General features: G+C 43.2%; 25 protein-coding genes and 1 pseudogene. 3 read left to right on the top strand and 23 right to left on the bottom strand.

The genetic code is table 11. From position 1 onward, the window contains the following. Positions 1-434: 434 nt before the first annotated feature. Entirely contained in the window at positions 435-2,606 is a 2,172-nt protein-coding gene (gene gnpA, locus G4D54_05945) for a 1,3-beta-galactosyl-N-acetylhexosamine phosphorylase (GenBank protein QJA01998.1), read from the bottom strand. 260 nt (positions 2,607-2,866) lie between these two features. Here gnpA and G4D54_05940 point away from each other — a divergent pair, with 260 nt between their 5' ends. Then, a complete protein-coding gene (locus G4D54_05940) occupies positions 2,867-3,733 on the top strand; it encodes an AraC family transcriptional regulator (GenBank protein QJA01997.1) in 867 nt (288 codons plus the stop codon). Positions 3,734-4,029: 296 nt separating this feature from the next. Here G4D54_05940 and G4D54_05935 read toward each other — a convergent pair whose 3' ends face one another. From G4D54_05935 to G4D54_05920, 4 genes are all read right to left on the bottom strand, one after another. Then, positions 4,030-4,290, bottom strand: coding sequence for a hypothetical protein (locus tag G4D54_05935; GenBank protein ID QJA01996.1), 261 nt, complete (start codon positions 4,288-4,290; stop codon positions 4,030-4,032). 81 nt (positions 4,291-4,371) lie between these two features. Beyond that, a complete protein-coding gene (locus G4D54_05930) occupies positions 4,372-5,526 on the bottom strand; it encodes a D-alanine--D-alanine ligase (protein ID QJA01995.1) in 1,155 nt (384 codons plus the stop codon). A gap of 71 nt (positions 5,527-5,597) precedes the next feature. Next, positions 5,598-7,169, bottom strand: a complete 1,572-nt coding sequence (locus G4D54_05925) for a UDP-N-acetylmuramoyl-tripeptide--D-alanyl-D-alanine ligase (protein QJA01994.1) — start codon at positions 7,167-7,169, stop codon at positions 5,598-5,600. Beyond that, positions 7,166-7,876, bottom strand: a complete 711-nt coding sequence (locus G4D54_05920) for an alpha/beta hydrolase (GenBank protein ID QJA01993.1) — start codon at positions 7,874-7,876, stop codon at positions 7,166-7,168. Before G4D54_05920 ends, G4D54_05925 begins: the two co-directional genes overlap by 4 nt. A 134-nt stretch (positions 7,877-8,010) precedes the next feature. Here G4D54_05920 and G4D54_05915 point away from each other — a divergent pair, with 134 nt between their 5' ends. Beyond that, positions 8,011-9,537 carry an FAD-dependent oxidoreductase gene (locus tag G4D54_05915; protein QJA01992.1) on the top strand — a complete coding sequence of 509 codons (1,527 nt, stop codon included), beginning with the start codon at positions 8,011-8,013 and terminating at the stop codon, positions 9,535-9,537. A 293-nt stretch (positions 9,538-9,830) separates the two neighbouring features. Here G4D54_05915 and G4D54_05910 read toward each other — a convergent pair whose 3' ends face one another. Continuing rightward, on the bottom strand, positions 9,831-10,094 hold the full coding sequence (locus tag G4D54_05910) for a hypothetical protein (GenBank protein QJA01991.1): 264 nt from the start codon (positions 10,092-10,094) through the stop codon (positions 9,831-9,833). A 202-nt stretch (positions 10,095-10,296) separates the two neighbouring features. Continuing rightward, the gene (locus G4D54_05905) at positions 10,297-10,815 is read right to left on the bottom strand and encodes a PadR family transcriptional regulator (GenBank protein ID QJA01990.1); all 519 of its coding nucleotides are present in this window, start codon (positions 10,813-10,815) and stop codon (positions 10,297-10,299) included. 125 nt (positions 10,816-10,940) lie between these two features. Here G4D54_05905 and G4D54_05900 point away from each other — a divergent pair, with 125 nt between their 5' ends. Beyond that, entirely contained in the window at positions 10,941-12,350 is a 1,410-nt protein-coding gene (locus G4D54_05900; protein QJA01989.1) for an MATE family efflux transporter, read from the top strand. Between the two features lie 68 nt (positions 12,351-12,418). Here the strand turns inward: G4D54_05900 and G4D54_05895 are convergent, their stop codons facing one another. The 16 genes and pseudogenes from G4D54_05895 to G4D54_05820 all read right to left on the bottom strand — a co-directional run bounded on the left by G4D54_05895 (position 12,419) and on the right by G4D54_05820 (position 25,639). Continuing rightward, positions 12,419-12,604: a hypothetical protein gene (locus tag G4D54_05895; GenBank protein ID QJA01988.1), complete on the bottom strand. Its 186-nt coding sequence runs from the start codon at positions 12,602-12,604 to the stop codon at positions 12,419-12,421. 292 nt (positions 12,605-12,896) lie between these two features. Next, positions 12,897-13,269 (bottom strand): annotated as a pseudogene (locus G4D54_05890) (IS256 family transposase). 1 nt (position 13,270) lies between these two features. Then, positions 13,271-14,062, bottom strand: a complete 792-nt coding sequence (locus tag G4D54_05885; GenBank protein ID QJA05157.1) for an alpha/beta hydrolase — start codon at positions 14,060-14,062, stop codon at positions 13,271-13,273. Between the two features lie 2 nt (positions 14,063-14,064). After that, the gene (locus G4D54_05880) at positions 14,065-14,598 is read right to left on the bottom strand and encodes a PadR family transcriptional regulator (GenBank protein QJA01987.1); all 534 of its coding nucleotides are present in this window, start codon (positions 14,596-14,598) and stop codon (positions 14,065-14,067) included. 164 nt (positions 14,599-14,762) lie between these two features. Next, the gene (locus tag G4D54_05875) at positions 14,763-15,128 is read right to left on the bottom strand and encodes a glyoxalase/bleomycin resistance/dioxygenase family protein (GenBank protein ID QJA01986.1); all 366 of its coding nucleotides are present in this window, start codon (positions 15,126-15,128) and stop codon (positions 14,763-14,765) included. Positions 15,129-15,179: 51 nt separating this feature from the next. Continuing rightward, on the bottom strand, positions 15,180-16,217 hold the full coding sequence (locus tag G4D54_05870) for a DUF1016 domain-containing protein (GenBank protein QJA01985.1): 1,038 nt from the start codon (positions 16,215-16,217) through the stop codon (positions 15,180-15,182). Positions 16,218-16,317: 100 nt separating this feature from the next. Continuing rightward, on the bottom strand, positions 16,318-16,698 hold the full coding sequence (locus G4D54_05865; GenBank protein ID QJA01984.1) for a GNAT family N-acetyltransferase: 381 nt from the start codon (positions 16,696-16,698) through the stop codon (positions 16,318-16,320). 54 nt (positions 16,699-16,752) lie between these two features. After that, the gene (locus G4D54_05860) at positions 16,753-17,178 is read right to left on the bottom strand and encodes a hypothetical protein (GenBank protein QJA01983.1); all 426 of its coding nucleotides are present in this window, start codon (positions 17,176-17,178) and stop codon (positions 16,753-16,755) included. Between the two features lie 48 nt (positions 17,179-17,226). After that, positions 17,227-17,448, bottom strand: coding sequence for a GNAT family N-acetyltransferase (locus tag G4D54_05855; protein QJA05156.1), 222 nt, complete (start codon positions 17,446-17,448; stop codon positions 17,227-17,229). Then, positions 17,439-17,678 (bottom strand): hypothetical protein, encoded by a 240-nt coding sequence (locus G4D54_05850; protein ID QJA01982.1) that lies wholly within the window; start codon positions 17,676-17,678, stop codon positions 17,439-17,441. Before G4D54_05850 ends, G4D54_05855 begins: the two co-directional genes overlap by 10 nt. A gap of 186 nt (positions 17,679-17,864) precedes the next feature. Next, entirely contained in the window at positions 17,865-20,012 is a 2,148-nt protein-coding gene (locus tag G4D54_05845) for a HAMP domain-containing histidine kinase (GenBank protein ID QJA01981.1), read from the bottom strand. 14 nt (positions 20,013-20,026) lie between these two features. Further along, entirely contained in the window at positions 20,027-20,737 is a 711-nt protein-coding gene (locus G4D54_05840) for a response regulator transcription factor (GenBank protein ID QJA01980.1), read from the bottom strand. Between the two features lie 119 nt (positions 20,738-20,856). Then, a complete protein-coding gene (locus G4D54_05835) occupies positions 20,857-21,507 on the bottom strand; it encodes a TVP38/TMEM64 family protein (GenBank protein ID QJA01979.1) in 651 nt (216 codons plus the stop codon). A 550-nt stretch (positions 21,508-22,057) separates the two neighbouring features. Next, complete coding sequence (locus G4D54_05830; GenBank protein ID QJA01978.1) at positions 22,058-22,834, bottom strand: HD domain-containing protein; 777 nt, start codon at positions 22,832-22,834, stop codon at positions 22,058-22,060. Between the two features lie 47 nt (positions 22,835-22,881). After that, positions 22,882-25,194 (bottom strand): U32 family peptidase, encoded by a 2,313-nt coding sequence (locus G4D54_05825; protein ID QJA01977.1) that lies wholly within the window; start codon positions 25,192-25,194, stop codon positions 22,882-22,884. Continuing rightward, on the bottom strand, positions 25,181-25,639 hold the full coding sequence (locus tag G4D54_05820; GenBank protein ID QJA01976.1) for a threonine/serine exporter: 459 nt from the start codon (positions 25,637-25,639) through the stop codon (positions 25,181-25,183). Before G4D54_05820 ends, G4D54_05825 begins: the two co-directional genes overlap by 14 nt.

The raw sequence follows: 25,639 nt of genomic DNA, 5'->3' as shown, positions 1-25,639 counted from the left end.
GTCAGTTCTATTTGAACTGCCTCTTTTTCTCTGTTCACCCTTAATACCTCTGAAGAAAGAAAATGGTTGCAGAAAAGCAAAAATTATTTTTTAATATGGAAAAGCAGTGTAACATTTGTTCTATGTAAGAATTGTGCAGGCCGTTTATATCTTGAAATCGGCTACCACATTTCTCTTGTGAATCCCCTGCAGGACAGTATAAAAGAACATGAAGCAATTACTTACTGATTGTCCAATCCCTGTGTTTTCAATCTCAAACCTGAAAGACTTGGATATGCTGATTTCTTAATGCTGTTTTACAGTATCGAAAACCACGATATGAGTTCATAATACTGCCTGAAAGGACTGAAACCATGAAAATTCTATCTCATACGCTGTACACTCCTACGTCCATTTACCGCATGGAAAAATGCGGCATTCATGCCGCACAATTCTTATTCTTCCCCGCTGATGGAAAACCAGCGAATTTCATTTGCCTGTAAACGGATATCAAAGACATCATGGTCCGTATAAATCCGCGTATCCTGCACCTCATACGTATTGTTCACCACACAGTAGCTGTTTGTATTCGGATAAACATTGACCTCCACATTGCAGTTTTCGCTGTACCATTTTTTCATTTCGGTTTCTTTTCCTGCCGCATAGAACAGGCAGCGATACAGCAGACGTGCATTTTCAAAGCTGAATGGCAGACCGCTCAGATAGACACTTTTCCCTTTCCCATACGTATTGGCCGCAAAACGGATATTCTGATGTTCATTGATCAAAACCGTCGTATCCGGCAATGCATAGATATTGCGTATTTCTTCTCCAAGCTGTAAAGCTTCAGGTAGCTCCTCCTTCAGGAAATGCGGCTGTTCCTCCCAGTTATATTTATCCTGTGACAGGGAAAAGCCAATTTCCTTATCCACGCCCAGCACATCATACAGCTGGAAGAAATGACCTTCCTTTTGTGCTGCGCTCGGTTCTCCGACGCCGATAAAGCCGCCCCCCTCGTATACAAATTTGCGTAGGGCGCTCACAATGCGTGCGTCCTTCCAGTAATCTCCGCCGCTGAAGGCTGTATAGGCATCCCCTGCATTGATAATCACACCGGCATCATCCAGTACCTTCGGATTTTCCAGTATATCGTCAAAGCTGATAAACTGCACATCAAACGGCATACCGCTCAGAGCCTCCAGAACACCGGAATAGGAATAAATCTGCTTATACCACAGCGCATGAGCGACCATTTCCGCTCCCCAGCCCCGAAGTGCTCCCCAGCTGTTTAGAATCGTTACCTTAAACGGCATGCACATCGGCTGTGCAGAGTGTACATGCTCGTACAGCTCACGAAATTCATTGCATACCTCTTCAATATAATCAACAAAATCCGGAAATTTCAATGCTAGCTTCAAATACCCGCCATATCCGATACGGTCCAGTGGTGAGCGAAGGATTGCACGCCTTGCGCTCACCCAGTTTACCTTCGCCTCCTGAACAGGGTCACCGCCCTCATAAAATACATCGGGGAAGAAATACGGCAGAAACCGTCCCTCGGTATACTTCACTCCTCTGATATCGGAAATCAGACGCAAGGTACGTCCATCCCCGACAGAGCCTACCACGGCATCCAGTCCAAGCTCCTGAAAGTAAGGACCAAACGGCTCTGTCCCAATCCAGTGGTCTCCCAGAAACATCATCGCTTCCTTACCGGCTTCATGTGTAATATCCACAAATTTCTTCACCAGCTTCGCAACCTCACGCATCTGGAAGTCCATGAAATCACGATATTCCTTCGTAGGAACACAGAAGGTGGAATTATGATATCCCTGATTGATGATATACTCCGGACGAAACCGGTATCCGACCTCCTGCTCGAACTGTTCAAGAATATAGGGGGACACACTGGCACTGTAACCGAACCAGTCTACAAATTTCTCACGCGCCCGCTCATCGAACATGAGCGTAAACTGATGAAAGAATGTCGTAAAGCGAATAACATCCACCTCCGGATGCTCAGCAATCCAGCGGCGCAGCTTATCCAGAACATATGCCTGGGTCTTTGGCTGCCGTACATCATAGGTCATCTGATGCTCCTCATGCTTCCATTCATTGGTCAGGGCATTGTACATATGCACCGGATCCCAGATCACAAATGCCAGAAAGCTTACTGTATACGCATGAAACGGCACACATTCCAACACGACAACCGCTTCCTTTTCCGCGTCATATTCCCACTTGTCCTCTGCAACCACATCACCGCTCGTACGGTCGATCACCTCCCACCACCGCTTTATATCATCCAGTGTATTGACCTTCAGCTGTTCCTTATAATAATGCTTCATCAACGGTATGGTCAGGGTCTGTGCACTTGCCGTCACCATATCGCTCATCAGATACATCTGCTGTATCTCCTGCGGATTTGCACTTGCCCATGCATTATCCTTTCTCGTCGTATAATAGGTCGCATACTGCTTCACATCCAGCTCACGCAGCTGCTCGGGCATGCTGGTGCCGTCACAGTCCCGGATCGCATCCGCCCCCCATCGTTCTATGATGTTTAAGGTTTCCTCAATTACATCAACATCACTCGGCACAGTTACGCGCCCCTTTTTCGTATTCATGTCAAACTCCTCCTGATCATCTTTATCTTCATTTTATGGGCTTATGAAGCGCTTGTCAAACCGTCCGGACACGTCGATCTGCAAAAAAACAGGCAAGATATCTAAAAAAGCGAATCCGGTATTTCTTATTTATTCGATAAACACAAGCATTGTATTTCATTTTTTAGAGATATTGGCTACTTTTACTTTTTGCCAATAAATATAATTCTTGTCAACGACAGCGGTGTCTATTATAATAAAAGCAGATATAAGGATGTGATATGATGAGTATACAAAGATATCAGTTGAAGAATCGCAAGCTGGATAAGATGAGCTTCCACCTTCTCTATATTTCAACAAGTCGTTATGAGGGTGACTGGCACAGCACGCCGCATGCCCATCACTGTACGGAATTATTTTATGTATCCAGCGGCAAGGGAAGCTTTCTTGTAAATGATGATGTTTTCGATGTAAAGGCGGATGATTTGATCATTGTCAATCCCAATGTCCCGCATACGGAAATGAGCAGGGATGAATCCCCTTTGGAATATATCGTTCTCGGTATTGAAGGTCTGCAGTTTACCAGCTTTACCAACCATATGGAATATGAGGACTACAGTGTCCACAACTATTATGAATTCAAGCATGAGATTCTGTTTTATCTGAAAACACTGGTGCAGGAAATGGCGCAGCAGGATGATGATTACGAGGCGGTATGTCAGAATCTGCTGGAGGTGCTGATCATTAACATGGTACGCAGGACAAAGGCGAACCTGATTGTAGCGCCGTCTCAGAAAATAACCAAGGAATGTCATTTTGTGGAGCAGTATATCAACAATCATTATCAGGAGGATATCACGCTGGAACTGTTAAGTGAAAAAACCTATATGAATAAATTTTATCTGGTACATGCCTTTAAGCAGTACAAGGGCGTCTCCCCCATCAATTATCTCATCCGACTGCGTGTACAGCAGGCAAAGGAGCTGCTGGAAACCACAAATTATTCCATAGCACAGATTTCCGACTCCTGCGGCTTTTCCTCCCAGTCTTATTTCTCACAGGTCTTTAAAAAAGCATGCGGGATGACACCGAATGCCTATCGCAAAAGCAGTGATCGTGGCAAGGTCATCGCAAATGACATCACATAGCCGCTCATGCTTTGATATAGCACGATAGAAACCGTAGGAAGCCCTGTTTACAGTGTTTATGCCAAGCAGCTGTACGCTCCCCCTTATGCCGGAAAGCTGAAATTCATACATCCTTTCAAAATTCAAATAAGAAAGCAGGGAGTCCTTGATTGCATATGAGGTGTTTCTTGTTTCTCTGTAAAGAACGAATATGCAACGGAAAAGCTGAAAATGAATGAATGATACGAAGATGACAATGCTTTATGCTCGTCATCTTCTTTTTTATACCGGACTGATTATGAAATATCAAATTCTTCTTACGCATGATTCTCATGAAACAAAAAGCCGATTTTCCACACCTGCAAGTGCAGTCCTTGCGCTGTCTGATTGAACGCTATCCCCTGTGAACCGTACCGTATGTATTCTGCAGTAAATACAACGGTGAAGTTCATGCTGTTATGAAAAAAATCCTTTCCCCGCTGAATCGTTCCTGTATGAAAAGCGGATGCAACATCTTGTGACTGCCTATGTTTATCCCGCAGCGAAATTTCTTTCTGTTTATGCTTCAAAGTATACATCAGCGTCCTTTACCGTTCCTCCTTCTTCCATCGTTCTGTCTTCCTGCAATAGAAAAGATGCGAAGCACTGTCCGCATTTTTCTACTTCATCAGTTTTCCTCTGCCCTTATAATCCCGCAGAATATTTGTGTCATAGCTGAAAATCATCTTCTGTTCCCTGCGTACCCGCTGAAGTGCTAGCGAGATCAGCTCATCCAGCAGGGCAGGAAAGGAAAGACCTTCCTTTTCCCACAAATAGAAGGACAGGGAGCCTGGAATCGTATTGATTTCATTCACATACAGAGCTGAGCTGTCTGCATGCATCAGAAAATCAATCCGCACGACCCCTGCCGCATTCAGCGCACGGAAGGCATCCATAGCCATCGTGCGAACCTCCTCAGCCTGCTCATCACTAAGCTCTGCCGGCAGCTTGCGGCTGGTACTGAGCATTCCCTTGGATTTTCCCTGGCCGCTGTACTTGTTGTCATAGGACAGAATTTCATCCTGCTTGACAACTTCTTCCAGCGTACTGCAGCGACAGCCGTCCTCATCCCCCAATACCGAGGCGTTGATCTCCCGCAGCGGTTCGATCACCTTTTCAATCACAACCTTGTGATCATACTGAAAGGCCTCGATCATGCTTTTATGCAGCTCCACATCATTGTGGGCAACGGCGATGCCGATACTGCTGCCCAGATTCGCAGGCTTAATGATGAGCGGATAACCAAGACGCTGTGCTTTTTTGAAAAAGGACTGCTCCATCGGCTGATGCAATGTCCAGAAAAACCACGGTACAACCGAAAGTCCGCTATCCTGCAATACCTGCTTCATAATCACCTTATCCTGCCCGATTGCCCCAGCCAGAACACTGCAGCCGACATAGGGTATTCCGATCGTTTTCAGATATCCCTGAAAGGTGCCGTCTTCCCCGTTGGTTCCATGCAGAACCGGGAACACCAGATCAACCTCCTTATCCCTGGCAAATAATTTACGACGCGATGGAATCAAATAGGTATGCGCATCTCTTCGAATCAGAGCTACACTGGTATGATCCGCTATGAATTCTTCAATATGCTGAAAGGTTTCCAGCTCCCGTAATTCCTCCTCACAAAACATTCTGCCATCCTTGGCAATATACAACGGCAGTATTTCATAGCGCTCCTCATCCAGAGCAGCCATTACCTGCTGAGCCGACAGGACACTGATTTCATGTTCTACACTTCTGCCGCCAAATGCCACGGCAATTTTAAGTTTCATAGCATTCTTCCTTTCCTTACACATTATCAGTGTATGCGAATGCCTAAAACGTGTTCATGTGAGTAGGGCTGCTAGTGGTTGAATGCATCCGGCAAATCGTTTTCCAGCAGCACGCAGTCCTGCAGCTGTGCCTGCTTTTGTACGATTGCCAGTGCCTCCTGAAAGCTGTCGCAAACATGGACCCTTTCTTTTGGAAATCCGCTGTCCGCCAATCCTGCGGCGATGCTTTTCGTCTGGACAGCACCTACCAATACCGCCGTATCCACACTATCCGCAATCTCCTCACCCAGCTTATACTGTTCTTCCTCCTGCTGTTCTCCCAGCTCCAGAAAACCGGGTGTGATGATAAACCGCTGATGCTTCATCTGCTTTAAAACCTCCAGTGCACAGCGCGCTCCTTCCGGATTGGAATTATAGGCGTCATCCAGCAGGGTGCAAAAGCTTTTCCGTACCTGCAGCCGATGCTCGACATAGGGCAGCTTTTCGACAGCTAACGCCATTATTTCCCAGGAAACACCAAGTGTGTGCGCAACTGCGATGGCACAGGTGATGTTCACGACATTGTGTTTTCCTAAAAGCTTTGTGTGAAACCGGTGAGACTGTCCCTCCTGTATCACCGTAAACGACGTGCCTTCCTCACTGTAACGGATATCACAGCAGCGATAATCCGCATCCTCGCTCATCCCGAACCATACGATTCGGCAGGTGTTTTGAATACTGTAGGTACGAATATAGGCATTGTCCCGATTCACGAAGCCGATACCGTCGGCAGGAAGACATTCTATCATCTGCATTTTCTCATGGAGTATATTTTCCATGGAGCCAAACGTTGCCAGATGCTGTGCGCCGACAGAGGTCACAACACCATACTGCGGCTTTACAAACTGCATCAGATCATGAATTTCCTTCACATGATCCGCTCCCATTTCACATAAAAACACCTCATGCAGCCGTTCCAGCTTATTGCGTATGGTGAGAGTGATTCCCATATGATTATTATAGGAGCCGGGCGTCATCAGGGTATAGTAAACATCTGACAAGAGCTCATTCAGAATGGTTTTCACACTCGTTTTCCCATAGCTTCCGGTGATGCCGACAATGGACAGCGCGCTGTTGCTTCTTAACAGCTTTGCGGCATCCGCTGCATAATGATTGCGAATCGCCATTTCCAGCGGCTCTGAAATCCATGCGGCAGGCAGCACCATAAGCCATGCGGACAGAAAAAGAAACGGTGTCACAAGAATGAGCGCTGCGGCAGACAGGAAACAATGCAGCAGGCACAGCAAAATGCCGTATAGCGTATACAGCAGGATCGCAAGGCGGTGAATTCGCGCTGTTTTCACCAGCGGCTTTCGATAGGTGCGCTCCTCCTCCATTTTACAGCTGATGTAGGCAAAGATAGCAACCAGCATCAGCAGCAGAACCTCCTGCATGGAAGTCGGCTGCAGCAAAAGAAGGCTGTAGCTCAGCATCAGCGTCAGCAGTATTTTCACAATCAGCTTCCAGGATAAGCGGATATAGGACACCAGCCATGTCCGATACCGCCCTTTGTTGTAACGGTTCTGCTGGAACATATGCATAGACTGCTTCAAAGGAACATAAAGAAAAAAAAGATACGCCGCCAGAAAACAGAACAGCATCATGGTCTTAAAAAGGCATCCACGATGCGGCAGAACTGTATACTGAGGTGGAAGTAGGCAAAATGATCCTCCTTCGGCAGAACAACCAGGGCGGCATTTGGCAGTTCCTCCTCCATGACACGACCCATCCACAGCGGTGTAGCCGTATCCTTTTCTCCCCAGACCAACAGCGTCTCCGTGGATATATCCTTCAGTATTCCCGAAAGATCATCCTCAACACTGGCAACGAGAACCCCCTTCATGATTGCTGAAGCACTCTGATAATCACTGCTTCCCATGGCAGGGGCAGCATGCAGTTTTTTCAGCAGCTTATATGTTTTCACGCGGATATGATAGCCCAGCCCGCGCTTTGCCTGAATGCCGGCAGCACCGGTCAGAACCATTTTCTCCACCGGAAAGCGGTATGCATAGCGCAGTGCAATGCGTGCTCCGAAGGAATGAGCGATAAAGCTCACATGAGTAATCTGCAGATGGTCCAGAAGCTCCTGCAGAAAATCCACGTAATCGTCTACACTCCAGACACGCGGCGGCTCCTCACTCTCTCCAAACCCCGGCAGATCCAGATTGATAACCGTAAAGGTGTCGCAGAGATGGTCCTGCAGAAACTTCATCATGTATTGATTCTGTCCCCATCCGTGCAACAGTACCACGGCAGACTCGTTATTCCCTGCGCGTGTAACATTTACTTTTATATTTTGAATGGTAATCATGTTGTTCCTCCTCCTTCAAGTATATGATGCTTGTGGAGTGATAGACCCAACGTTCGACAAAGTTTTCTGCAGGTCTTTCTTTTTATGAGAAAGAAATGCCGGTTTCTGGGTAGTCTGTAGAAGAGGTGAAGAACATGACAGAATCATTCTGGATGAAACGAAACATAAAAACGACGAACTATCCGACTTTACAAAAGGAGACGGATGTCCATATCGCCATTATCGGCGGCGGTCTTACCGGTATAACAACAGCCTATTATCTCGCACAGGCAGAGGAGGATGCCATTCTCCTTGAAGCGGATTCTCTATGCTTTGGTGCCAGCGGAAGAAATACCGGAAAGCTGACCATGCAGCACGGCCTGCTGTATGCAAATCTGATTGAGCATTATGACCGTATCCTTGCCCGGCAGTATTATGAAGCAAATGAGGAAGCGTTGAATTCCATAGAAGCAATTATTCAGGAGCACCATATAGGATGCAGCTTTGAACGTTGTGATTCTATGCTGTTTACCCGTGATGCCGTGCAGGTAGCCAGGCTGCAGGAGGAATATCAGGCCTATCTGGATCTGCATATCCCCTGCACCTATATAGAAAAAACAGACGCACCGTTTCCCATGGAGGCAGGTCTGCGCATGCAGTATCAGGCACGCTTTGATCCCTATGCCTACGGCTGTGCGCTCGCCGAAATCGCAAAGGAGGGCGGTATTGATATCTATGAGCATTCCCCTGTCACAGACATGCAGGAGGAAGAGCACGGCTATCGTCTGATGGTCAACGGTACATGCATACATGCGGATATTGTAATCTTTGCGACGCAGTTTCCGTTTATCGATCAGGGCCACTTTTACTTTACGCGTATGTATTGTGATCAGGAAAGCGTCATCAGTGCCCATGTAAAGAATGTACTTCCAAAGGATATGATGCTGTCCATAGACGAACGTGTACAGTCCTACAACACATGCGGGGATACTCTGCTGTATGCCGGCAACACCTATAAAAGCGGACAGGATAAGGCCATGAATCTGCAGGAATTTGAAAATACATTGCGTGAGGATTTCATCGTGCAGGAAATCAGTGCCGCATGGAGCTCACAGGATTATATGACCTTTGATCAGCTGCCTCTGATCGGTAAGCTGGATAAGCATGAGGATCGCGTATTGTTTGCCAGCGGCTATAACAAATGGGGCAACACCACAAGCTGCATCGCAGGCAAGCTGTTATGCTCCTACGCACTGCATCGCGGCTCCCCCTATCGTATGATGTTCTCTCCACAGCGTCTTTCCAGCATTTTTTCGCTGCAGTTTGTCAAAGAGAATCTGAATGTTGTCGGCGCCTTTCTGAAAAGCAAGCTGCAAAAAAGCACCACAGACTATCCGCATATCGGAGAAGGTACCATTATGGAGCTGGACGATCACCGCTATGGCGTGTATCGGGATGAGAACGATGAGCTGTATATCGTTGACATCCTCTGCCCGCATCTTGGCTGTACGCTGCGCTTTAATGCAGATGAAAAAACGTGGGACTGCCCATGTCATGGATCACGATTTTCCTATACCGGGGAGATTATTAAGGGGCCTGCCACACAAAGGCTGCATACCATGCATGAGCCACATAATTCCATTGACCCTCATATCATGAATCCTGATACAGTTGACCATTGATTCCTACAATATTCATTAGATTCATAAATAGCCGCAAGCAATTCTAATTCATAAAGAATGTGTGAATGCACGGGCTTATTCCATAAGAAAATGCGAATGTTCGCATTTTTTCCTATTGCTGGATTCTCTGATTTCCTTTGGCATTATCCTGCCGGATATCAATTTTGTATATAATTTATTTATCACCCTGCTGTTTTTCCTATGTGGTGCCAATATATCCATTCATCTGCTGCCACTCCCCCGCAATGGCTTTCCACTGTTCTGCCATTGACACATGGACTACAGGCAATGCACTACTCACCCATGACGCATGGAATACGCCGGTCACTTTTCTGATGCTGCAGGAGGTGCTTTGTATGGTATGCCATGCAGTCGCTGCCTACCTGATGTTTCGAATTCCGGAGCGTGCAGTTATGCGAAAGACAACCATTGATCTGTATGGATGCACTAACAAGAAAAAGAACCCGTTGAGCTTGAGATGAACCCTTATCATTTGGATATCCAAATTTTGAGGTTTGCTTCATAAGCTTCGGGTTCTTTTTCATACCGGTGCGCATATCTGCCTATCAGATACTATTTCATGCATTCTGCTCTTTTAGCATTTCGTACCACTTTATATCTTCTCCGCAGGGCACAGGGCTGGAATATTTTTTGCCTTTTCATGTTACGCCACCCTTAGACTTCTATTCTCGGAGAATATGTCAGAAATGATATAACATGCACTGTACATACATTACATAATTCGCAAACAGTAACTACCTACCTTTTCAGAGAAGAAATCCATGTTTCGATTGCCTGAGCTAAGATAAACTGCTGCTGCAAAACGGCGATTCCCGTTTCGGGAATTTCTGGTGCATTTTCTTTCAGACTGATATTGTTTTCCAGATACCTTTTTAAGGCTTTCACATTATTTTCAATATCGGTTAAGCACTGCTGTTGTTTGTCTGGCGAAAGACTATGCAAATTTACAATGACTGCATTAAAGTCCAAAAAAATATTAACCGGCTGGGTGGAAATACCCAGCATTAGGCTTTCAAATTCTTTTTCACCGGCTTCTGTCAAAGAATATACTGCTTTCTCCGGCATTTTTCCCTCTTTTACAGTAACGCTGGTAATGTATCCCTTTTCTTCTAACTGAATTACTTTTTTGTATATAGAGGGAGTGCTTATTTTTACCCATCGGGATATGTTACGATACTCAACCAGTTTTTGAATATCATATGCGCTTAGGGGTTCTTTTTTCAGCATACCCAGCACAATCAAATCTATCGTCGCCATTTGTTTTCTCCTTTCACTGCTTGACATATACTATAAATTATAGTACTATATCCTCCGCAATGCAATAGATATAATTTATAGTACTGTAAATTATATCTATTATTAGTTGAAAGGAGATTTAACCTATGAATCAACCAAACAAAAAAATGGAACTGCTGGGAAGTGCGCCAATACCAAAAGCACTTCTGGCGCTGGGGCTGCCAACTATGATCGGTATGCTAATCAATGCTCTGTACAATCTGGTAGACACCTATTTTGTCGGTGGGCTGGGAACCGACCAAATGGGAGCGGTCACGGTAGCCTTTCCCCTTGGGCAAATCGTTGTAGGCTTAGGCCTGCTCTTTGGAAATGGTGCTGCTGCTTATCTTTCAAGATTACTGGGGCGCGGGGACAAAGATACCGCAAATAAAGTAGCCAGCACTGCCCTTTATAGCAGTGTTCTGATTGGAGGAATCGTCATTCTCTGCTCTGTCATCTTTCTGGAACCAATATTGAGACAAACAGGGGCAATTGAAAGCGTCATGCCCTATGCCGTTACCTACACGAGCATTTATATCACATTTTCGTTCTTCAACGTGTTTAACGTCACCATGAACAACATCGTATCAAGCGAAGGAGCCGCCAAAACTGCTATGTGTGCGTTAATGGCCGGTGCCATATTGAATGTGGTATTAGACCCCATTTTCATCTATATACTTAACTTTGGTGTTGCAGGTGCAGCCATTGCCACCGCCATTTCACAAATTGTTTCAGCTTTGATCTATCTGTTCTATATCTTCCGAAAAAAGAGCGTGTTTACTTTCCGTATCAAGGAGTGCTGTTTTTCCAAAGAAATCATGTCCGAAATTTTGAAAATAGGGATTCCAACGATGGTATTTCAGCTATTAACAAGCCTTTCCATTAGCATGATTAACAATGCTGCAAAAGAGTATGGAGGTTCTGTGCTTGCCGCGATGGGGCCGCTTACAAAAATTATGTCGATGGGAAGTCTGATCGTATTCGGATTCCTGAAAGGTTTTCAACCAATCGCAGGATTCAGCTATGGGGCAAAAAAATTTGACCGCCTGCAGGAAGCAATTAAAACTTCAATCCTCTGGTCAACTACATTTTGCGTGATTTTTGGTTTAGCGGCTGCTGTTTTCTCTACGGATATTATGTCCCTATTTACAAAAAGTGATATGGAAATGATTCGAGTCGGTTCCATCGTATTGCGGGCAAGTGGTGTTTCTTTTATACTATTTGGCTTCTATACCGTATATTCATTCCTATTCCTTGTGATGGGAAAAGCAAAAGAGGGGTGTATTCTTGGTGCTTGCAGGCAGGGCATCTGCTTTGTTCCCGTTATTCTGATTCTCCCGATGCTATGGGGGTTAAATGGTATTTTATACGCTCAACCGATTGCTGATGTGCTGTCTGCTATTGTAACTGCGTATATGGCCGTTCAGCTACACAAGGAACTGAGTACAACAAAAGCACATTTCCTTGCCATACAAGCAACGCAATCTGATTCATCTGGAACTGACGAGGCGCTATAAGCGATGTAGTTTTCATTGACATATAAATCACAGTTTTGTGAAGTAACTGAGATTAAGATAAATGAAAATTATGGAGGTGAAATAAGGGAAATAAAAAAACATAATGTTACATTAGCATGGAGATTGATGATAGGGTTTCCAGGCGGACTTCTATTAGATAACTTAACACTTGGATTAGTGGGTGGCGGTGTCACAGGGAATTCCCCATGTTTATAAGTAAAGAAATAAGTCAGAATCACAAAGAAGGAGCGCATATGGAAGCTCCTTCTTATGATGCAATGAACATAGCAGCCATAATAGTCACCATGTAATGAATGGAAATGACCCTATTTTATTTGTAACACATGATACTTGTAATCTTTTATAAGATAATGGAAGCACTAGAGAAATCCAAGGCGGGAATGTGAAGAATCATGTGTAAGTAATAATCGACAGAATTAGATATGTAAATGACGAATCATGTCTAATTATCATCAATTTATGCATTATCAGTATACTCAGTTCACAAAGGGATATACTGATTTTTTTTGTTTTTATCTTTGCACGTTACGCATCTGCTGCGTTCATAATGGAAAGTTGATTCTGAATAAGATCCCAGTTTCTACATCTCTGTGTCCACTTACTGCTTAGATTCTGTATTGCCGGATAAAGCATCTTTCTCAAACTGTCATCATTTGGAAAAACTGTCTGGCTCTTCCCGCCTCTGGCATAAATCCCTTGATATGCTTATAGCTTACGAAGCGTGTACAGTTGCGGATTTGATGGATATTACAGCGCTGTATGCGTGTCTTTGCATAGACTGCTCCTATGCCTTGTCTGAACCCCTGTAAGACCAACTGCACAGAATAAGGAAGCTTCCTTTACTCCTTCTGCTTTTCAACTCATTTAACACACCCATCCAGTATTACGCACTGTTAGTCTTATTGATTTGCACTTCCCCAAAATTTCTCCATTGCTTTATTAAACTCCTGCGGTACATCCATATTTACACAATGTCCGGCATTTTCAAAAATAACTACCGTACAATCGGGTTCGCTGCTTTTCCATTTTTTTATGGCTTCTAACTCCATTGGAATATCAGAACTTCCACATCCAATCAATAAGGGATAATTTCGTTTTTCCGTCTTATACTTGTTTACCATACTGTTGAGTGTTGCCAGAAACATAAATGACTTTTTTGGAAAAAGTATGTTCATATCAAAAAACTTATCTTGCGCCTGTAAAGTATAGGCAGAAATTTTCTTATTTTCTTTTGCAAACCATTTGACCGAAAAAAGGGCTTTCAACATCATTAGCAGCTGTTTCACACCATTTTCCCTCTGCATTTTACTATCAAAATTATTGATGTCATATCCACCAAAACAAGCAAGTGAGCTTACTGCGTATGGATAACGATTAGCAAAATCCTGTGCTAAAACTGCACCTAATGAAACGCCGACAATATGCATTTTTTCAATATTTTCTACCTTTAAAATATCAAATATCCACTCTGACATTTTATCTATCGTATCACCTTTTTTTGTATCAGTTGATTGTCCGTGACCAATGATGTCAATCGCCAGAATATTGTAATTATTCTGAAAATACTCAAATTGTTCCCTGAACATAGTATGATTGGCAAAAGCAGCGTGGATAAACAGTATCCATTCAGCTTGCTCCACTCGGCTAACAAAATATGTAATCGGTGAGTTAACTAACTTTATTGGTTTCATAATCATTCGTTCCTCATTTCATCAAGCAGTTTCTGATACCACTCAATATTAAATTTCATAAAGTCTCTGCCATATCGGGCTGCGGTAAGCTGATAATAAAGAATTTCCTTGTGTTCATCAGGAACTTTGACATTTTCTGCTTCTTTGCAAATGGCATTCAACACATTATACTGTTCTTTTAACTTTGATATATACTCCTGTAACCCTAATTTCCGCTTTTCTTTTCTTGAAAAACCCATAAAATACAATTTAGCCAATTCAGGATTTTTACTACTCTGCATTTCCATCGGAGAGGATACCCACTCAATAAATTTCTGTTTCCCACTCTCCGTTATGGAATAAATTTTTTTATATTTTCCATTCTCAACGGTTTCTTCATACTGAATATATCCATAATTAAGCAATTTCTTTATGGCAGCCTGTATACTTCCCATACTGCTGCTATACATCATATTAAGCCCTTTATCTATCCTTTCACGCAACTGATAAATTGTTCTGCTGCTCAACAGTAAAATACCAAGTATAATATTATCCATACGTCTCCCCCATATTACTATTAGTAATATTACTATTATATTTGTTTTTTCTAACGATGTCAATAGATATAAAAGAAGCAGGAAGTAAAGCCCTGCTCCAAAATTGTTATATGTAGATTATCTTGTTATTTACATGAGCATAGAACCTCCAAATTCTAATTTAGTTATTTAGTTAGCTCAACTATCACTATCTCGTTTCCGTCAATATCGTTTAAGCGAACCTCATAAGTACCCCAATCATATCTAATAGCTTCGGACAGGACAACCTCTTTTTTCTTCAAACATTCCATCGTTAAATCGAGATTATCTGTTTGAAAAACAAATGATTGATGTCCTGTCGGTTGTGCGTCGAATACTTTACAATCCCATATACAAAGAGTGGGTGCGTTTTCTATAAAGCCAAGATAAACCCCATTCGATTCATCAACATCTGTCTTGATAAAAGGTATTCCTAATACCTCTTTATAAAAAGCTATAAGTTCTTTTGCTTGCTCAGAAAAAATATTAGTGCAATAATATCCCGTTATCATATTTTCATCTCCTAAAATTCTAATTTATCAGTTACATAATCTGGAATTTGTCTATTCTTCATTTAATAATTTTTGCAAAGCCTCTTTGCTAGGTAACACTGTTTCATATTTACTAGCGAAAATTGTATTATTATTTTCAGGTAAAGTCATTTCAACAATAGATTGTTTTGTATCCTTACAAAGGATGATACCTATTGTTTTATTTTCATCTTCCAGTTTAATTTTACGATCATAATAGTTAACGTACATTTGCATTTGTCCAATATCTTGATGCTTTAATTCGCCAATTTTTAAATCAATTAATACAAAACAGCGTAAAATTCTATTAAAAAACACTAAATCAACTTTAAAATGCTCCTCATCAAACGTCAAACGCACTTGTCTTCCCACAAATGCAAATCCCTTACCTAATTCAAGTAGGAACTGCTGTAAATGATCAATAATTTTATTTTCTAATTCTGACTCCGAATACACAGGTAACTCTTGAAGACCAAGAAATTCTAATACATATGGATCTTTAATTGCATCAGATGGTTTTTCTATCAGTTGTCCATTTCTAGATAAATCAATAACTTCTTCTTTGTTTTTACTTAATGCAAGTCTTTCATATAATGATGAATTATATTGCCGTTTCAATTCAGAGAGACTCCAGTCATTCTTAATTGTCTCTATTTCATAAAAATGCCTTTCATCAACATTTGATATTCTCATTAATTTTAAATAGTGTGACCAACTTAAATAAAACCTTCTTCCATTTGTAGTAGTAGGAAGATTTTTGAATTGGGGAAACACTGTTTCCCCAATTGTGTCTTCACAGTAAATTGAATAAAATCTTCTCATTAATTTCAAATTGTCAACCGAATATCCTTTTCCATAATTTTCAGTTAAAAAATTTGATAGATTTTTTATAATATATTTTCCATATTCAGCTCTATTAGAACCGCTTTGTTCTTCTTCTACTATCATTCTTCCTATTTCGAAGTAAGTATATACCATCATAATATTAACTGCAGTTTTTACATTTTTTCTCGCCTCTTCAACAACCATACTAACTTTATCAAGAAAAATATTATTTAGTTCATTCAACACAATCACTCCTTCATTATATAACTTATATTAGAAATCTCAGATTCAGACTTCACCTTAATATCACATAAAATTCAAATTTTACAATTTGATAAACTGAAATTTATCTTTCCTTTTTAATAATATAGGATTGTAAACTTTTTTGACAACCATTCTTTTCATAAAATTGCTCTACTGTTGGTTGTGAGCCAAAATATAACATTGTGGGTGTATTATCCTTTGCAAGTTGAAGAAGTTTACTTCCAACACCTTGTTTTTGATATTGTGGAAGAACAAGTAATTCTGTAATTGTTCCAAAATAATATCCATCTGAAAGGATACGCAAGCAACCTATGAGCTTATCATTATCATAAGCTGTTAAATTTATAGTTTTAGATAATGCTATCTGTGTTTTATCCAAATCATAATTGCCTTGCCATACTTTATTAACAAAATCAATAAATATTGAGGCATTTAGCTCTCTATCATCAATCATGTATTCCATTGTTATTCACCCCCTACAAATTCTGATTCGTCGGAAACTGGAAACATTCGGTTCTTAATACCCATACGTCATCAGCTTCCATTCTCCGCCTTCACTTCGAGCTAACCACCAAGACCATGTATATTCTTCGTTAGGTTCCCAAGCTCCACCACCTTTTTTCGGAGAGCGAAAGCTGCTATTGAACATGATACATTGTGTAAAAACCTGCTTATCATCATTAGCATGCTCCAGATCATTCATCCATACAATATTTTCTTGATCCAAACAAACATCATCTGACGAATATGAAAGACTATGCAACTCACATCCCTCTAACGATTTGAAGGTTTCTTTTATTTGATCTATCGCAGTATCCATGTCTTCTTCTGTATAGATTGCAGATGATCCATAATCAATTTTTACATTTTTTGTCGAAGAGTTACATCCAAATAAAGATAATATCAGCATACAGGAAAATACAATTCTCATCGTTTTCTTCATGAGCTTCCCTCCTCCGAGATCTAATTTCTCTGTTTAATAAACAGGGATTTATCTACTTAAAACTTTTTTATAAAAAATAAAGCCTTCTTCTTGTTTCTCCATAACATACCCTGATTTTCTATAAAAAGAGTTTGTTCTTACATTCCAAACCGGTGTATCAAGATGCACCTCTTTCACGGTCGGATATATTTCCTCAACACTCTCCATCAATGCCTTTCCATATCCCTTTCTATGATACTTATCATCAATAAAAATTCTTCCTACATACAGCTTAGTTCTATCTCGTCCAGAAATAAAATTGCTCCACCTACAATCGTATCCTCCACCATTGCTTGAAACAAATGATTCCCTTCCAGCATTTTTTCATGCCACTCCACTGAATCGTAATCTGGAGGACTATCCTTTTCTACACCTCCAACGAATACATCTGATTCAAATGCCCTTTTTGATATCTGCACTATATCTTTAATCTTTTCTTGTTTTGCTTTTTCTATTCTCATAATGTTTCTCCTCGTATAACCCTATCTTAACATAATCAAATCTTAAATACTATGCAATCAAAATAATGCAAGGAGAAGATAATGCTACCTGTAAGTCAGTTCCCCACATCCCCGCAGAAGAATGTAGAAAAAGACCGGTATATATGATCCGGTCCCTTCTATCCATCATATTTTCATATAAGGCTTCTAGCCTTCCTCCTGATTTTCTGCTAAAGTATCATCAATCAGTGGAAATTCAATAATCGCCTTAAACAAATCTCCATCCGTTTCAATATGGAAGCTGCCCTTCATCGCCTCTGTAAAGCTCTTGGCAATAGCCAGACCAAGTCCGCTGCCTCCGTCATGACGCGATTTATCTCCGCGAACGAAGCGATCCACAATATCATCCGTATCAAAATTCAACGGTTCCTTTGATATATTTTTGCATTCAATCCGTACCCGGTTGGCTGTCTTGCGGATATCCACATACACACGGGTATGCTCTAATGCATAATGGTGTATATTGATAAACAGATTTTCAAATATCCGGAATGCCTTACTGCCGTCCAGCAGTACACTCAGCTGTTTTTCACCATGCAGATTCCAGAGTACCTCCAGCCCGCGTTCCTGTAGAAGCTCACTGCACTCTGCCTGTACCTGCTCCACCAGTGCGATAATATCCAGACGGGCCATATCCAGCTGAATATTTCCGCTGTTTGCCTTGCTAACCTCAAACAAATCCTCCATCAGAGCATGCAGCCGTTTGGCATACTGATCCAGCATGCTCACATACTCCCTACGCTGTGCTTCACTGATACCCTCCTGCTGCAGAAGCTCTACGTAATTGCGGATTCCGGTCAGCGGTGTCTTCAAATCATGTGACACATTGCTGATGAGCTCTGTTTTCATATTCTGAGATTTCGTTTCCTCCTGCACTGCTTTCTCAAAGCCCACGCGAATTTCTCCAAATTCATCCTTCAGGGCATTGAAGATACCGACATCCTGCGGCAGCTCTGCCTGAAAGTTTCCCTCCTTCAGCTCCTGCGTCTGCTTCAGCAAGGTTCGATAATCATTCTGTACTGCATTGAGCTTTTGCTTCAGCCACAGGAAGAGGGCAAAGCCATAGATGATTGCCAGAAACATGCCAAACCACCAGAACAGACACAGAGCTATCATGATGACGATCTGCATCAGCATGAACTTTAACAGCCTGCGGTTTGCATTATCCTTCAAATCAATTTCCGCCAGGGCATCTATATGCCGATGTATGCCGGCGATCATACTGCCCAGAACAGTATCCTCCTTCATATATTTCCAGAATCCCTTTACAAATATATACTTCACCGCAAACAAGGCGATACTGATCATCAGGAACAGCAGCATCCAGGATACGACATTTGCCACAAACAGAAGCTCTTCAGACATCATAATATGATATTCATTCATGACACTCTGCAATGTACCGCTGATCGTAGCTCCGCTCAATGCCATGACACCGGCAGTCCCCAGCGTAATTCCGGTTGCCAGCAAAATAAACAGGAAACCGAATTTCACTTTCTTAAAGGTCTGGAACGGATTCACTTCCTCAACGATTGCAATCGGATAAAACAACAGATACAGAATCAGGACCATTGTAGCGATCATAGCGGCGATAGCGGAGAACTGCGTATAATTCGACCAGTCATACACGGTTCGCGCAATCAATCCCTGATCCTTTGTAACCTCCTTTGGTACACGGAAGATGATCTTCATCTGCTTCGGATTCTGAATCATTGCCTGTGCCTGTGTGAATTGTTCATCATTTATATGATAGGTTATCATGGCTCCGTTTTCCTCAACAGAATCAAAATAACGCAGATACCGGGTCAATGACTGCTGCTGGAAATCCATGTCACTGAAATCTCCCAGAATTTTCGCTACACCATCCTTATCATACTCCAGAATACCATACAACAGACTGCTGTCACGAAGCTCATTCTGAGGCATTTCCCTCAGCTTTTTGTTTCCATATTCTCTGCCGCTTTTCAAATCCTTTGCATAATATTGAAAATTGGCATCCTCCTTCAATTCCAGAAAGCTTTTTGTGACTTTTTCTTTTAAATCATTGGATATCATGCTTTTCAGATAATCCGGCAGTCTGGAATCAAATTTGATAGCATCATCCTTCGGGCGTATCGTCTGTGCAAGACCCAGCACACTCTCCTGAATATCATTTTCAAGATACCATATGACCGCCTGCTTGCCGGAACGCCCCAGCTCCTGAATCTGATCATTTCGATATACGGAGCAAATCATAAGGCTCATTACAGAAAGCAGCGCAATGAACGATGTTAGAAATATATGTTTTTTCTTCATAAGATCACCTGTTTTTATTTTTCTATTTTATAGCCGATCCCCCAGACCACCTTTAAATAGCGCGGATGCTTGGGATCCAGCTCGATTTTCTCTCTTAGCTTACGGATATGCACCATCACGGTTTCCGTATTGATTGCTTCCTCATTCCAGACAGCTTCATATATCTGCTGTGCTGAAAATACACGCCCCGCATGCTTCATCAACAGCTCCAGTATCATAAACTCCTTCGGCCGCAGCTTGACGATCTGATTATCCACACGCACTTCCTTTGTCGTGCTGTTTAATTCCAGTGTCCCAATGCTGTAAATTTCCTCCTCACGATTCGCAGAGGATACCGCATGCTCTTTCAGCATCAGAATCTGTTCATAGCGGCGCAGCTGACTGCGGACACGGGCCAGCAGCTCCATAGAGCCAAACGGCTTTGTGATATAATCATCCGCACCGATATTCAAGCCGGTTATTTTATCGATATCTTCGGATTTCGCACTCAGAAAGATGATTGGAAAATCATACTCCTTACGCACCTCCATCGTCATAGTGATTCCATCCATAACCGGCATCATGATATCCACCACAGCCAGATGAATTGTTTCACGTTTTATTATGTTCAGACCCTCCTGGCCGTTTTCAGCCAGAAATACACGATATCCCTGATTTTTCAGATATATCTGTATAGCCTCCCGTATTCCTTTTTCGTCCTCCACGACGAGTATGTTATGATCCATAGCCTTCACTCCCTCTCAACAAGTGTAATTGTACTATATTCCGGATGATTCTTCCATGTTATGCAGCAGAAACCCCAGAAAGGTTGCAACTGCACAGAATGTGCAGATAATAAATTGTATCATATCGCTGTATCCTCCTTCATGCGTTTATAAGCAAAGCCTCCTGCAATTACAAGCAGAATCGTAAGTATTGCCACTCCGGCAGCTGCGACGAAATTTCCCTCCTTCAATGAACCGCTGAGAAATGTCGATGTCACAATGCTGGGAATACGTCCCACGGTTGTGAGCAGCAGCCATTTTCCCAGAGCGATATTGGATAGGGATACGGCATAGGTCATAATATCCTTCGGCGTGCCGGGAATCAGAAACAGCAGGAAAATCCACAGCATGCTATTCTTTTTTTTCAATACTCCGGTAAACTCATTCAGCTGCTCCTGTTTAAAAAAGACGGTTACCAGCCGTTTTCCATACCGCTGAACCAGAAGGTATACAAGTGCTGTCCCAAGCAGAGATCCTACCAGACAAAGCAATGTCCCGCCAACGGAGCCAAACAGAAATCCGGCCGCAAGCTCCAGCGGCTCTCCCGGCAGAAAGGCCAGAAAAATCTGTGCGGCTATCAAAACAATCATGAGTATCTCACGCAGGCCATGCGGGATATCTTCCAGCATACGGGAAATCTGATCCATGTCGATACTGCCAAAAAGAAGACCAAGTCCGGCACCAGCCAATAGAAGAACACCACCCAGCATAACGATGTATTTCTTCTTCATGAGATCAGCCCCTTTCTTACAGTCTTTATTATGCAGGAGATTTCTTACCATAAAACGCAGGTAAATCTTAAACTTTTCTAAATCCGTCATGCAATTCAAAGAATAGTGGAAAAGGCATCCTTTGCATTTTCCTTCCGACAGGGATGCTGAGAGGACCTGTTACAGCGAAGCAATTCAGCTGACGGTTTCGCTGCAGACATTCACAGAAAAAGAAGCCATGCTAGGTACTGCTGAAAACAGCCGATTATAAAAAGCTGATGTGTTCCTTTCCGCATTCACGCAGTACAGCTTTCCATAGCTTACCCTGTCGGGATACATGAAATAAGCTGTATATCAGCCATACGGTGATGATGAAAAAGGAATCCGATTGTATGGAGTTTTTTCCCATAACCGGATTCCTGCTTTCTCATAATTCAAACGTATGCTTCACAAAATGCCATGCATTCATCCCCTGCTTTCTGTAAATCAGCAGGGGAAACTTTTTACATCCTCCATATTCTTACAGAAACGGAAAACGCTTTACTCCTTGGTAGGCATGAAAGCCACTCTTTTACGCAGCGATTCGCTTTTGCATATATGTCAGTGCATGTTGTACAGCAAGCTGTATTGCCTGCTGTGCCTGCTCTCTTTGAAACGGATAACGTTCTACCATGCGTTCAATATAATGCTGCTGTAAAACAAGAGACAGTGCATAGGCATCATGATAATCAAATATAAATGCCATATGGGACAGCAGGATATCGAGATGCGTTTTCCGTTTTGCGGACAGAATGGGACGGCTGTTCAAAAAATCCTGCAGAACCTCCTCACTCACCGTTTCCTGCAGCAGCTGCTCTTCACTGCACAGATAGACATTTTCCGCTTTCTCCATCAGATTTACACGGAAGATATCCGTTTTATCCGCATCCCTCAGAATCGTGGTATGCAGAAATGCATGTTCCTCCAGGTCGTCTGCAATCTGAAACTTATTATGGTTTTCTATCGCATGCAGCAGTACTTCCTGCTGGTGCGGATCATCACAGAAAACAGATAACAGCCCTTGTTCCTGTAAAATCCGTACCCCAAGTGCCGCATGATCGATACTTTTCGCATCCAGAAAGGTATGATACTGCTTCAGCTGTTCAAATCTTCCGATATCATGATACAGGCCTGTCACCTCGGCCAGCTCCACATCCATAGCAGAGCAGTTTCTGTGGATCGCCAGCTGCTTTGAAATCTCAGCCACCTTTTGTGAATGCACGATTTTAAGAGCCACCCGCTCATCCTGTGTATCATATCCTTTGCAATAGGCGGCAAACTGCTCCTTTGCCTGTATAAGATTCACCATATATACGCCCTCTTTTCAATTAGGTATATTCTATGACATACCTTTTCTTATACACCCTGTTTCATTTGCAGCTGCGCTTTACAGGCTGTGATAATCCTGTGGCAGTCAGCCGCGCCTTCTATGGTGAACGTGCATAGAAAATGCTGAATCCCATGCTGCTTTGCTTCCGGAATTGAATCAATATGATTGCGCACCTCATAATGTAGAATATGCGTACGGCAAGCCTCGTCACACAAAATCGGATAGCGATGCTGTTTCACATCGAGAAGAGCGTATGCCGCCCCCTGCCTGCAAAGACCGCAATTTCTGTCTGTATGATTACAGATAACGGAATTGATTGGACAGTATTCGCTCAGCATCAGCTCAGCTCTGCCGTATACCGTATAAAAGAAGGGTGCATCCACCGCATATCGTTCCTGAAAGCAACGTTTGATTGCAATACAGTCCTGTAGGCTGCTTTCCAGAGAAAAGCTGATCCCCCTTGCACCGTGAGTAAGCAGAAATGCGGCGGTATGGGAATTCGTCATATTCAGCGAGGTATCACAGAAGACCTTTCCCGCCTGCAAGCCGCCGGTTTCCTGAATCATCATCAGGGAAGCAGGATACTCCTCCTTCATCACTCGTGGCATACGCGGATAAACTCCCTCTGTACCCTTCATCAATGCATACAGGCTGCGATTTTCCACAAAGATCATATCCAAGCCCTCCTGTAGACAGGCCTGCAGCTGTTCCTCAGTATGCACAACAGCACAGAGTGATGGAGCGTCCTGTATTGAATGGATTACGGGCTGCTTGTCCGCAAGAATACGGCGCTGCTTATGCAGAATTTTTCGCTGCTCCTCCAGCTTCGCCAATGCACTTCGACGCATCTGATTGAGTTCCCGGATAGGAAGTATTCCCTGCACATCCAGCTGATAGGAAATGTTCTCGAATACAAACGGCGTATCTCCGCTTTTTTTCAGCTGCGCAGCAATTCGCTCCTCTTTCAGCGGCATCCTGCGTGCTGTTTCACATACGGCATCACTTTCCACTCGTACACTTCTGCCTTCCTCGTCCATAATCTCCAGGACTGCCGGTTTGCCTGCCTGCATGGTGAACTGTGCATAAACGGCAACCTTACGCGGTGCTGCCTCATAGCTTTTCTGCAATGCCTGCAGCTGCTGTGCATCACTGGTCTTCAGGACAATACTTCCTTTCACAACAGGTACTGTTTTATCCAGCTCCACAATATCCCCTGCTGCTCCGTGATTGACCAGCAATCCGTCCTTATACAGAAAATTTACCTGAAAGCCGATATCCTTCGGTTCCTGCAAAATGCGGATACCATCCTGCTGCCGCAGGGTATCCTGCAGGCGTATCACAATTTTATCTCTGGTAACCTGAATGACTTTACCAACCTTGACTCCGATATGATTGGGACGGATAGGATTCATCAGCTGCGCCCCGTAATGATGAAACAAATGCCCCTGGGTAAAGCCGCGGTTGAATATTTTTTTCATCTGCATATCCACAGCTTCATCATAGATAAATGCTCTTCCCTCATAATACGCATCGATCGCCTTACGGTATAAGGCAACCATCAATGCCACATATTCCGGGCGTTTCATCCTGCCCTCGATTTTAAAGGAGGCAATTCCCGCTTCAATCAGCTCCGGAACTCTTTCCAGCGTATTCATATCCTTCGGGCTCAGCAGGTATTCCCCTTTTCCTTGCAGGATTTCCCTATGACCGTCCTCCCGCTTTTCCAGCTGATATTTCATACGGCAGTTCTGTGCACATTCGCCGCGGTTTCCGCTTCGCTGCAGTGTCAGTGAGCTCATCAGACACTGCCCGCTGTAGGATACACACAGGGCTCCCTGAACAAAAACCTCCAGGTCTACGCCCAAAGCCGCATATGCTCGGATTTCCTTTAGCGGAGTTTCTCTTGGCACCACCACTCTGCTGGCACCGCAGGACTCCATAAAGCGAATTCCCTGCGGATTATGGATATGCATCTGTGTGGATGCATGCAGCTCCATGTCCGGGAAGCGTTGGTGCAGCACAGAGAATAAGCCCATATCCTGAATAATTACCGCATCCACATCATGCTCATATAAAAACTGAACATACCGGACACAGTCCTCAAATTCCTCTTCCCGAATCAGGGTATTGACGGTAACAAACACACGGACCCCATACACATGGGCATAGGCGATTGCTTCCTGAATTTCATCCTCATCAAAATTATTGGCGAATGCTCTGGCACCAAACATACTGCCACCAAGATACACGGCATCACAACCATTTTGGACTGCCGCACGAAGCGCCTCCATAGAGCCGGCAGGTGCCAGCAGCTCCACTTTTCTTTCAGTTTTCCACATGCCTTCTCACACTCCTTCTCTCCGGTTTGAATACAGCCTTCATGATTGTTGAAACAACAAGGATTCCCAGAGCCAGTACGCCTGCGATGGTCAGCGTATCCAGACCGATGGACAACGCCTGCATCACATCCCCTTCTATCGCCTTCAGCATCGTACGATACATTCCACCTCCGGGTACCAGCGGTATCAGGGCACAAATGATAAAGGTTGTTACCGGTGTCTTGCAGATACGGGCAAAAATTTCAGAATACAGCGATAGTGCAACCGACCCCAGAAACATGGCAGTCAGCTCCGAGCAGCCCAACAGCAGTGCCGCATGGTAGACTGCACCGCCGATTGAGCCTGCAATTCCTGCAAGAATCAGTTTTCTTCCACGAATATTAAACATTACGCCAAATCCCAGAGAGGCAAAAAAAGAGGCGATCATCATATTTATCAGATACAT

Source organism: [Clostridium] innocuum (assembly GCA_012317185.1).
Taxonomy (GTDB): domain Bacteria; phylum Bacillota_I; class Bacilli_A; order Erysipelotrichales; family Erysipelotrichaceae; genus Clostridium_AQ; species Clostridium_AQ innocuum.
The sequence above is the reverse complement of the archived record's forward strand: the minus strand, read 5'-3'. Positions and strand labels throughout refer to the sequence as shown.

Bases quoted from the DNA above. Each gene is read 5' to 3' on its own strand.
- gnpA (QJA01998.1), bottom strand. From the start codon at position 2,606: ATGAATACGAAAAAGGGGCGCGTAACTGTGCCGAGTGATGTTGATGTA.
- G4D54_05940 (QJA01997.1), top strand. From the start codon at position 2,867: ATGATGAGTATACAAAGATATCAGTTGAAGAATCGCAAGCTGGATAAG.
- G4D54_05935 (QJA01996.1), bottom strand. From the start codon at position 4,290: ATGTATACTTTGAAGCATAAACAGAAAGAAATTTCGCTGCGGGATAAA.
- G4D54_05930 (QJA01995.1), bottom strand. From the start codon at position 5,526: ATGAAACTTAAAATTGCCGTGGCATTTGGCGGCAGAAGTGTAGAACAT.
- G4D54_05925 (QJA01994.1), bottom strand. From the start codon at position 7,169: ATGATGCTGTTCTGTTTTCTGGCGGCGTATCTTTTTTTTCTTTATGTT.
- G4D54_05920 (QJA01993.1), bottom strand. From the start codon at position 7,876: ATGATTACCATTCAAAATATAAAAGTAAATGTTACACGCGCAGGGAAT.
- G4D54_05915 (QJA01992.1), top strand. From the start codon at position 8,011: ATGACAGAATCATTCTGGATGAAACGAAACATAAAAACGACGAACTAT.
- G4D54_05910 (QJA01991.1), bottom strand. From the start codon at position 10,094: ATGCGCACCGGTATGAAAAAGAACCCGAAGCTTATGAAGCAAACCTCA.
- G4D54_05905 (QJA01990.1), bottom strand. From the start codon at position 10,815: ATGGCGACGATAGATTTGATTGTGCTGGGTATGCTGAAAAAAGAACCC.
- G4D54_05900 (QJA01989.1), top strand. From the start codon at position 10,941: ATGAATCAACCAAACAAAAAAATGGAACTGCTGGGAAGTGCGCCAATA.
- G4D54_05895 (QJA01988.1), bottom strand. From the start codon at position 12,604: ATGCGCTCCTTCTTTGTGATTCTGACTTATTTCTTTACTTATAAACAT.
- G4D54_05885 (QJA05157.1), bottom strand. From the start codon at position 14,062: ATGAAACCAATAAAGTTAGTTAACTCACCGATTACATATTTTGTTAGC.
- G4D54_05880 (QJA01987.1), bottom strand. From the start codon at position 14,598: ATGGATAATATTATACTTGGTATTTTACTGTTGAGCAGCAGAACAATT.
- G4D54_05875 (QJA01986.1), bottom strand. From the start codon at position 15,128: ATGATAACGGGATATTATTGCACTAATATTTTTTCTGAGCAAGCAAAA.
- G4D54_05865 (QJA01984.1), bottom strand. From the start codon at position 16,698: ATGGAATACATGATTGATGATAGAGAGCTAAATGCCTCAATATTTATT.
- G4D54_05860 (QJA01983.1), bottom strand. From the start codon at position 17,178: ATGAAGAAAACGATGAGAATTGTATTTTCCTGTATGCTGATATTATCT.
- G4D54_05850 (QJA01982.1), bottom strand. From the start codon at position 17,678: ATGAGAATAGAAAAAGCAAAACAAGAAAAGATTAAAGATATAGTGCAG.
- G4D54_05845 (QJA01981.1), bottom strand. From the start codon at position 20,012: ATGAAGAAAAAACATATATTTCTAACATCGTTCATTGCGCTGCTTTCT.
- G4D54_05840 (QJA01980.1), bottom strand. From the start codon at position 20,737: ATGGATCATAACATACTCGTCGTGGAGGACGAAAAAGGAATACGGGAG.
- G4D54_05835 (QJA01979.1), bottom strand. From the start codon at position 21,507: ATGAAGAAGAAATACATCGTTATGCTGGGTGGTGTTCTTCTATTGGCT.
- G4D54_05830 (QJA01978.1), bottom strand. From the start codon at position 22,834: ATGGTGAATCTTATACAGGCAAAGGAGCAGTTTGCCGCCTATTGCAAA.
- G4D54_05825 (QJA01977.1), bottom strand. From the start codon at position 25,194: ATGTGGAAAACTGAAAGAAAAGTGGAGCTGCTGGCACCTGCCGGCTCT.
- G4D54_05820 (QJA01976.1), bottom strand. From the start codon at position 25,639: ATGTATCTGATAAATATGATGATCGCCTCTTTTTTTGCCTCTCTGGGA.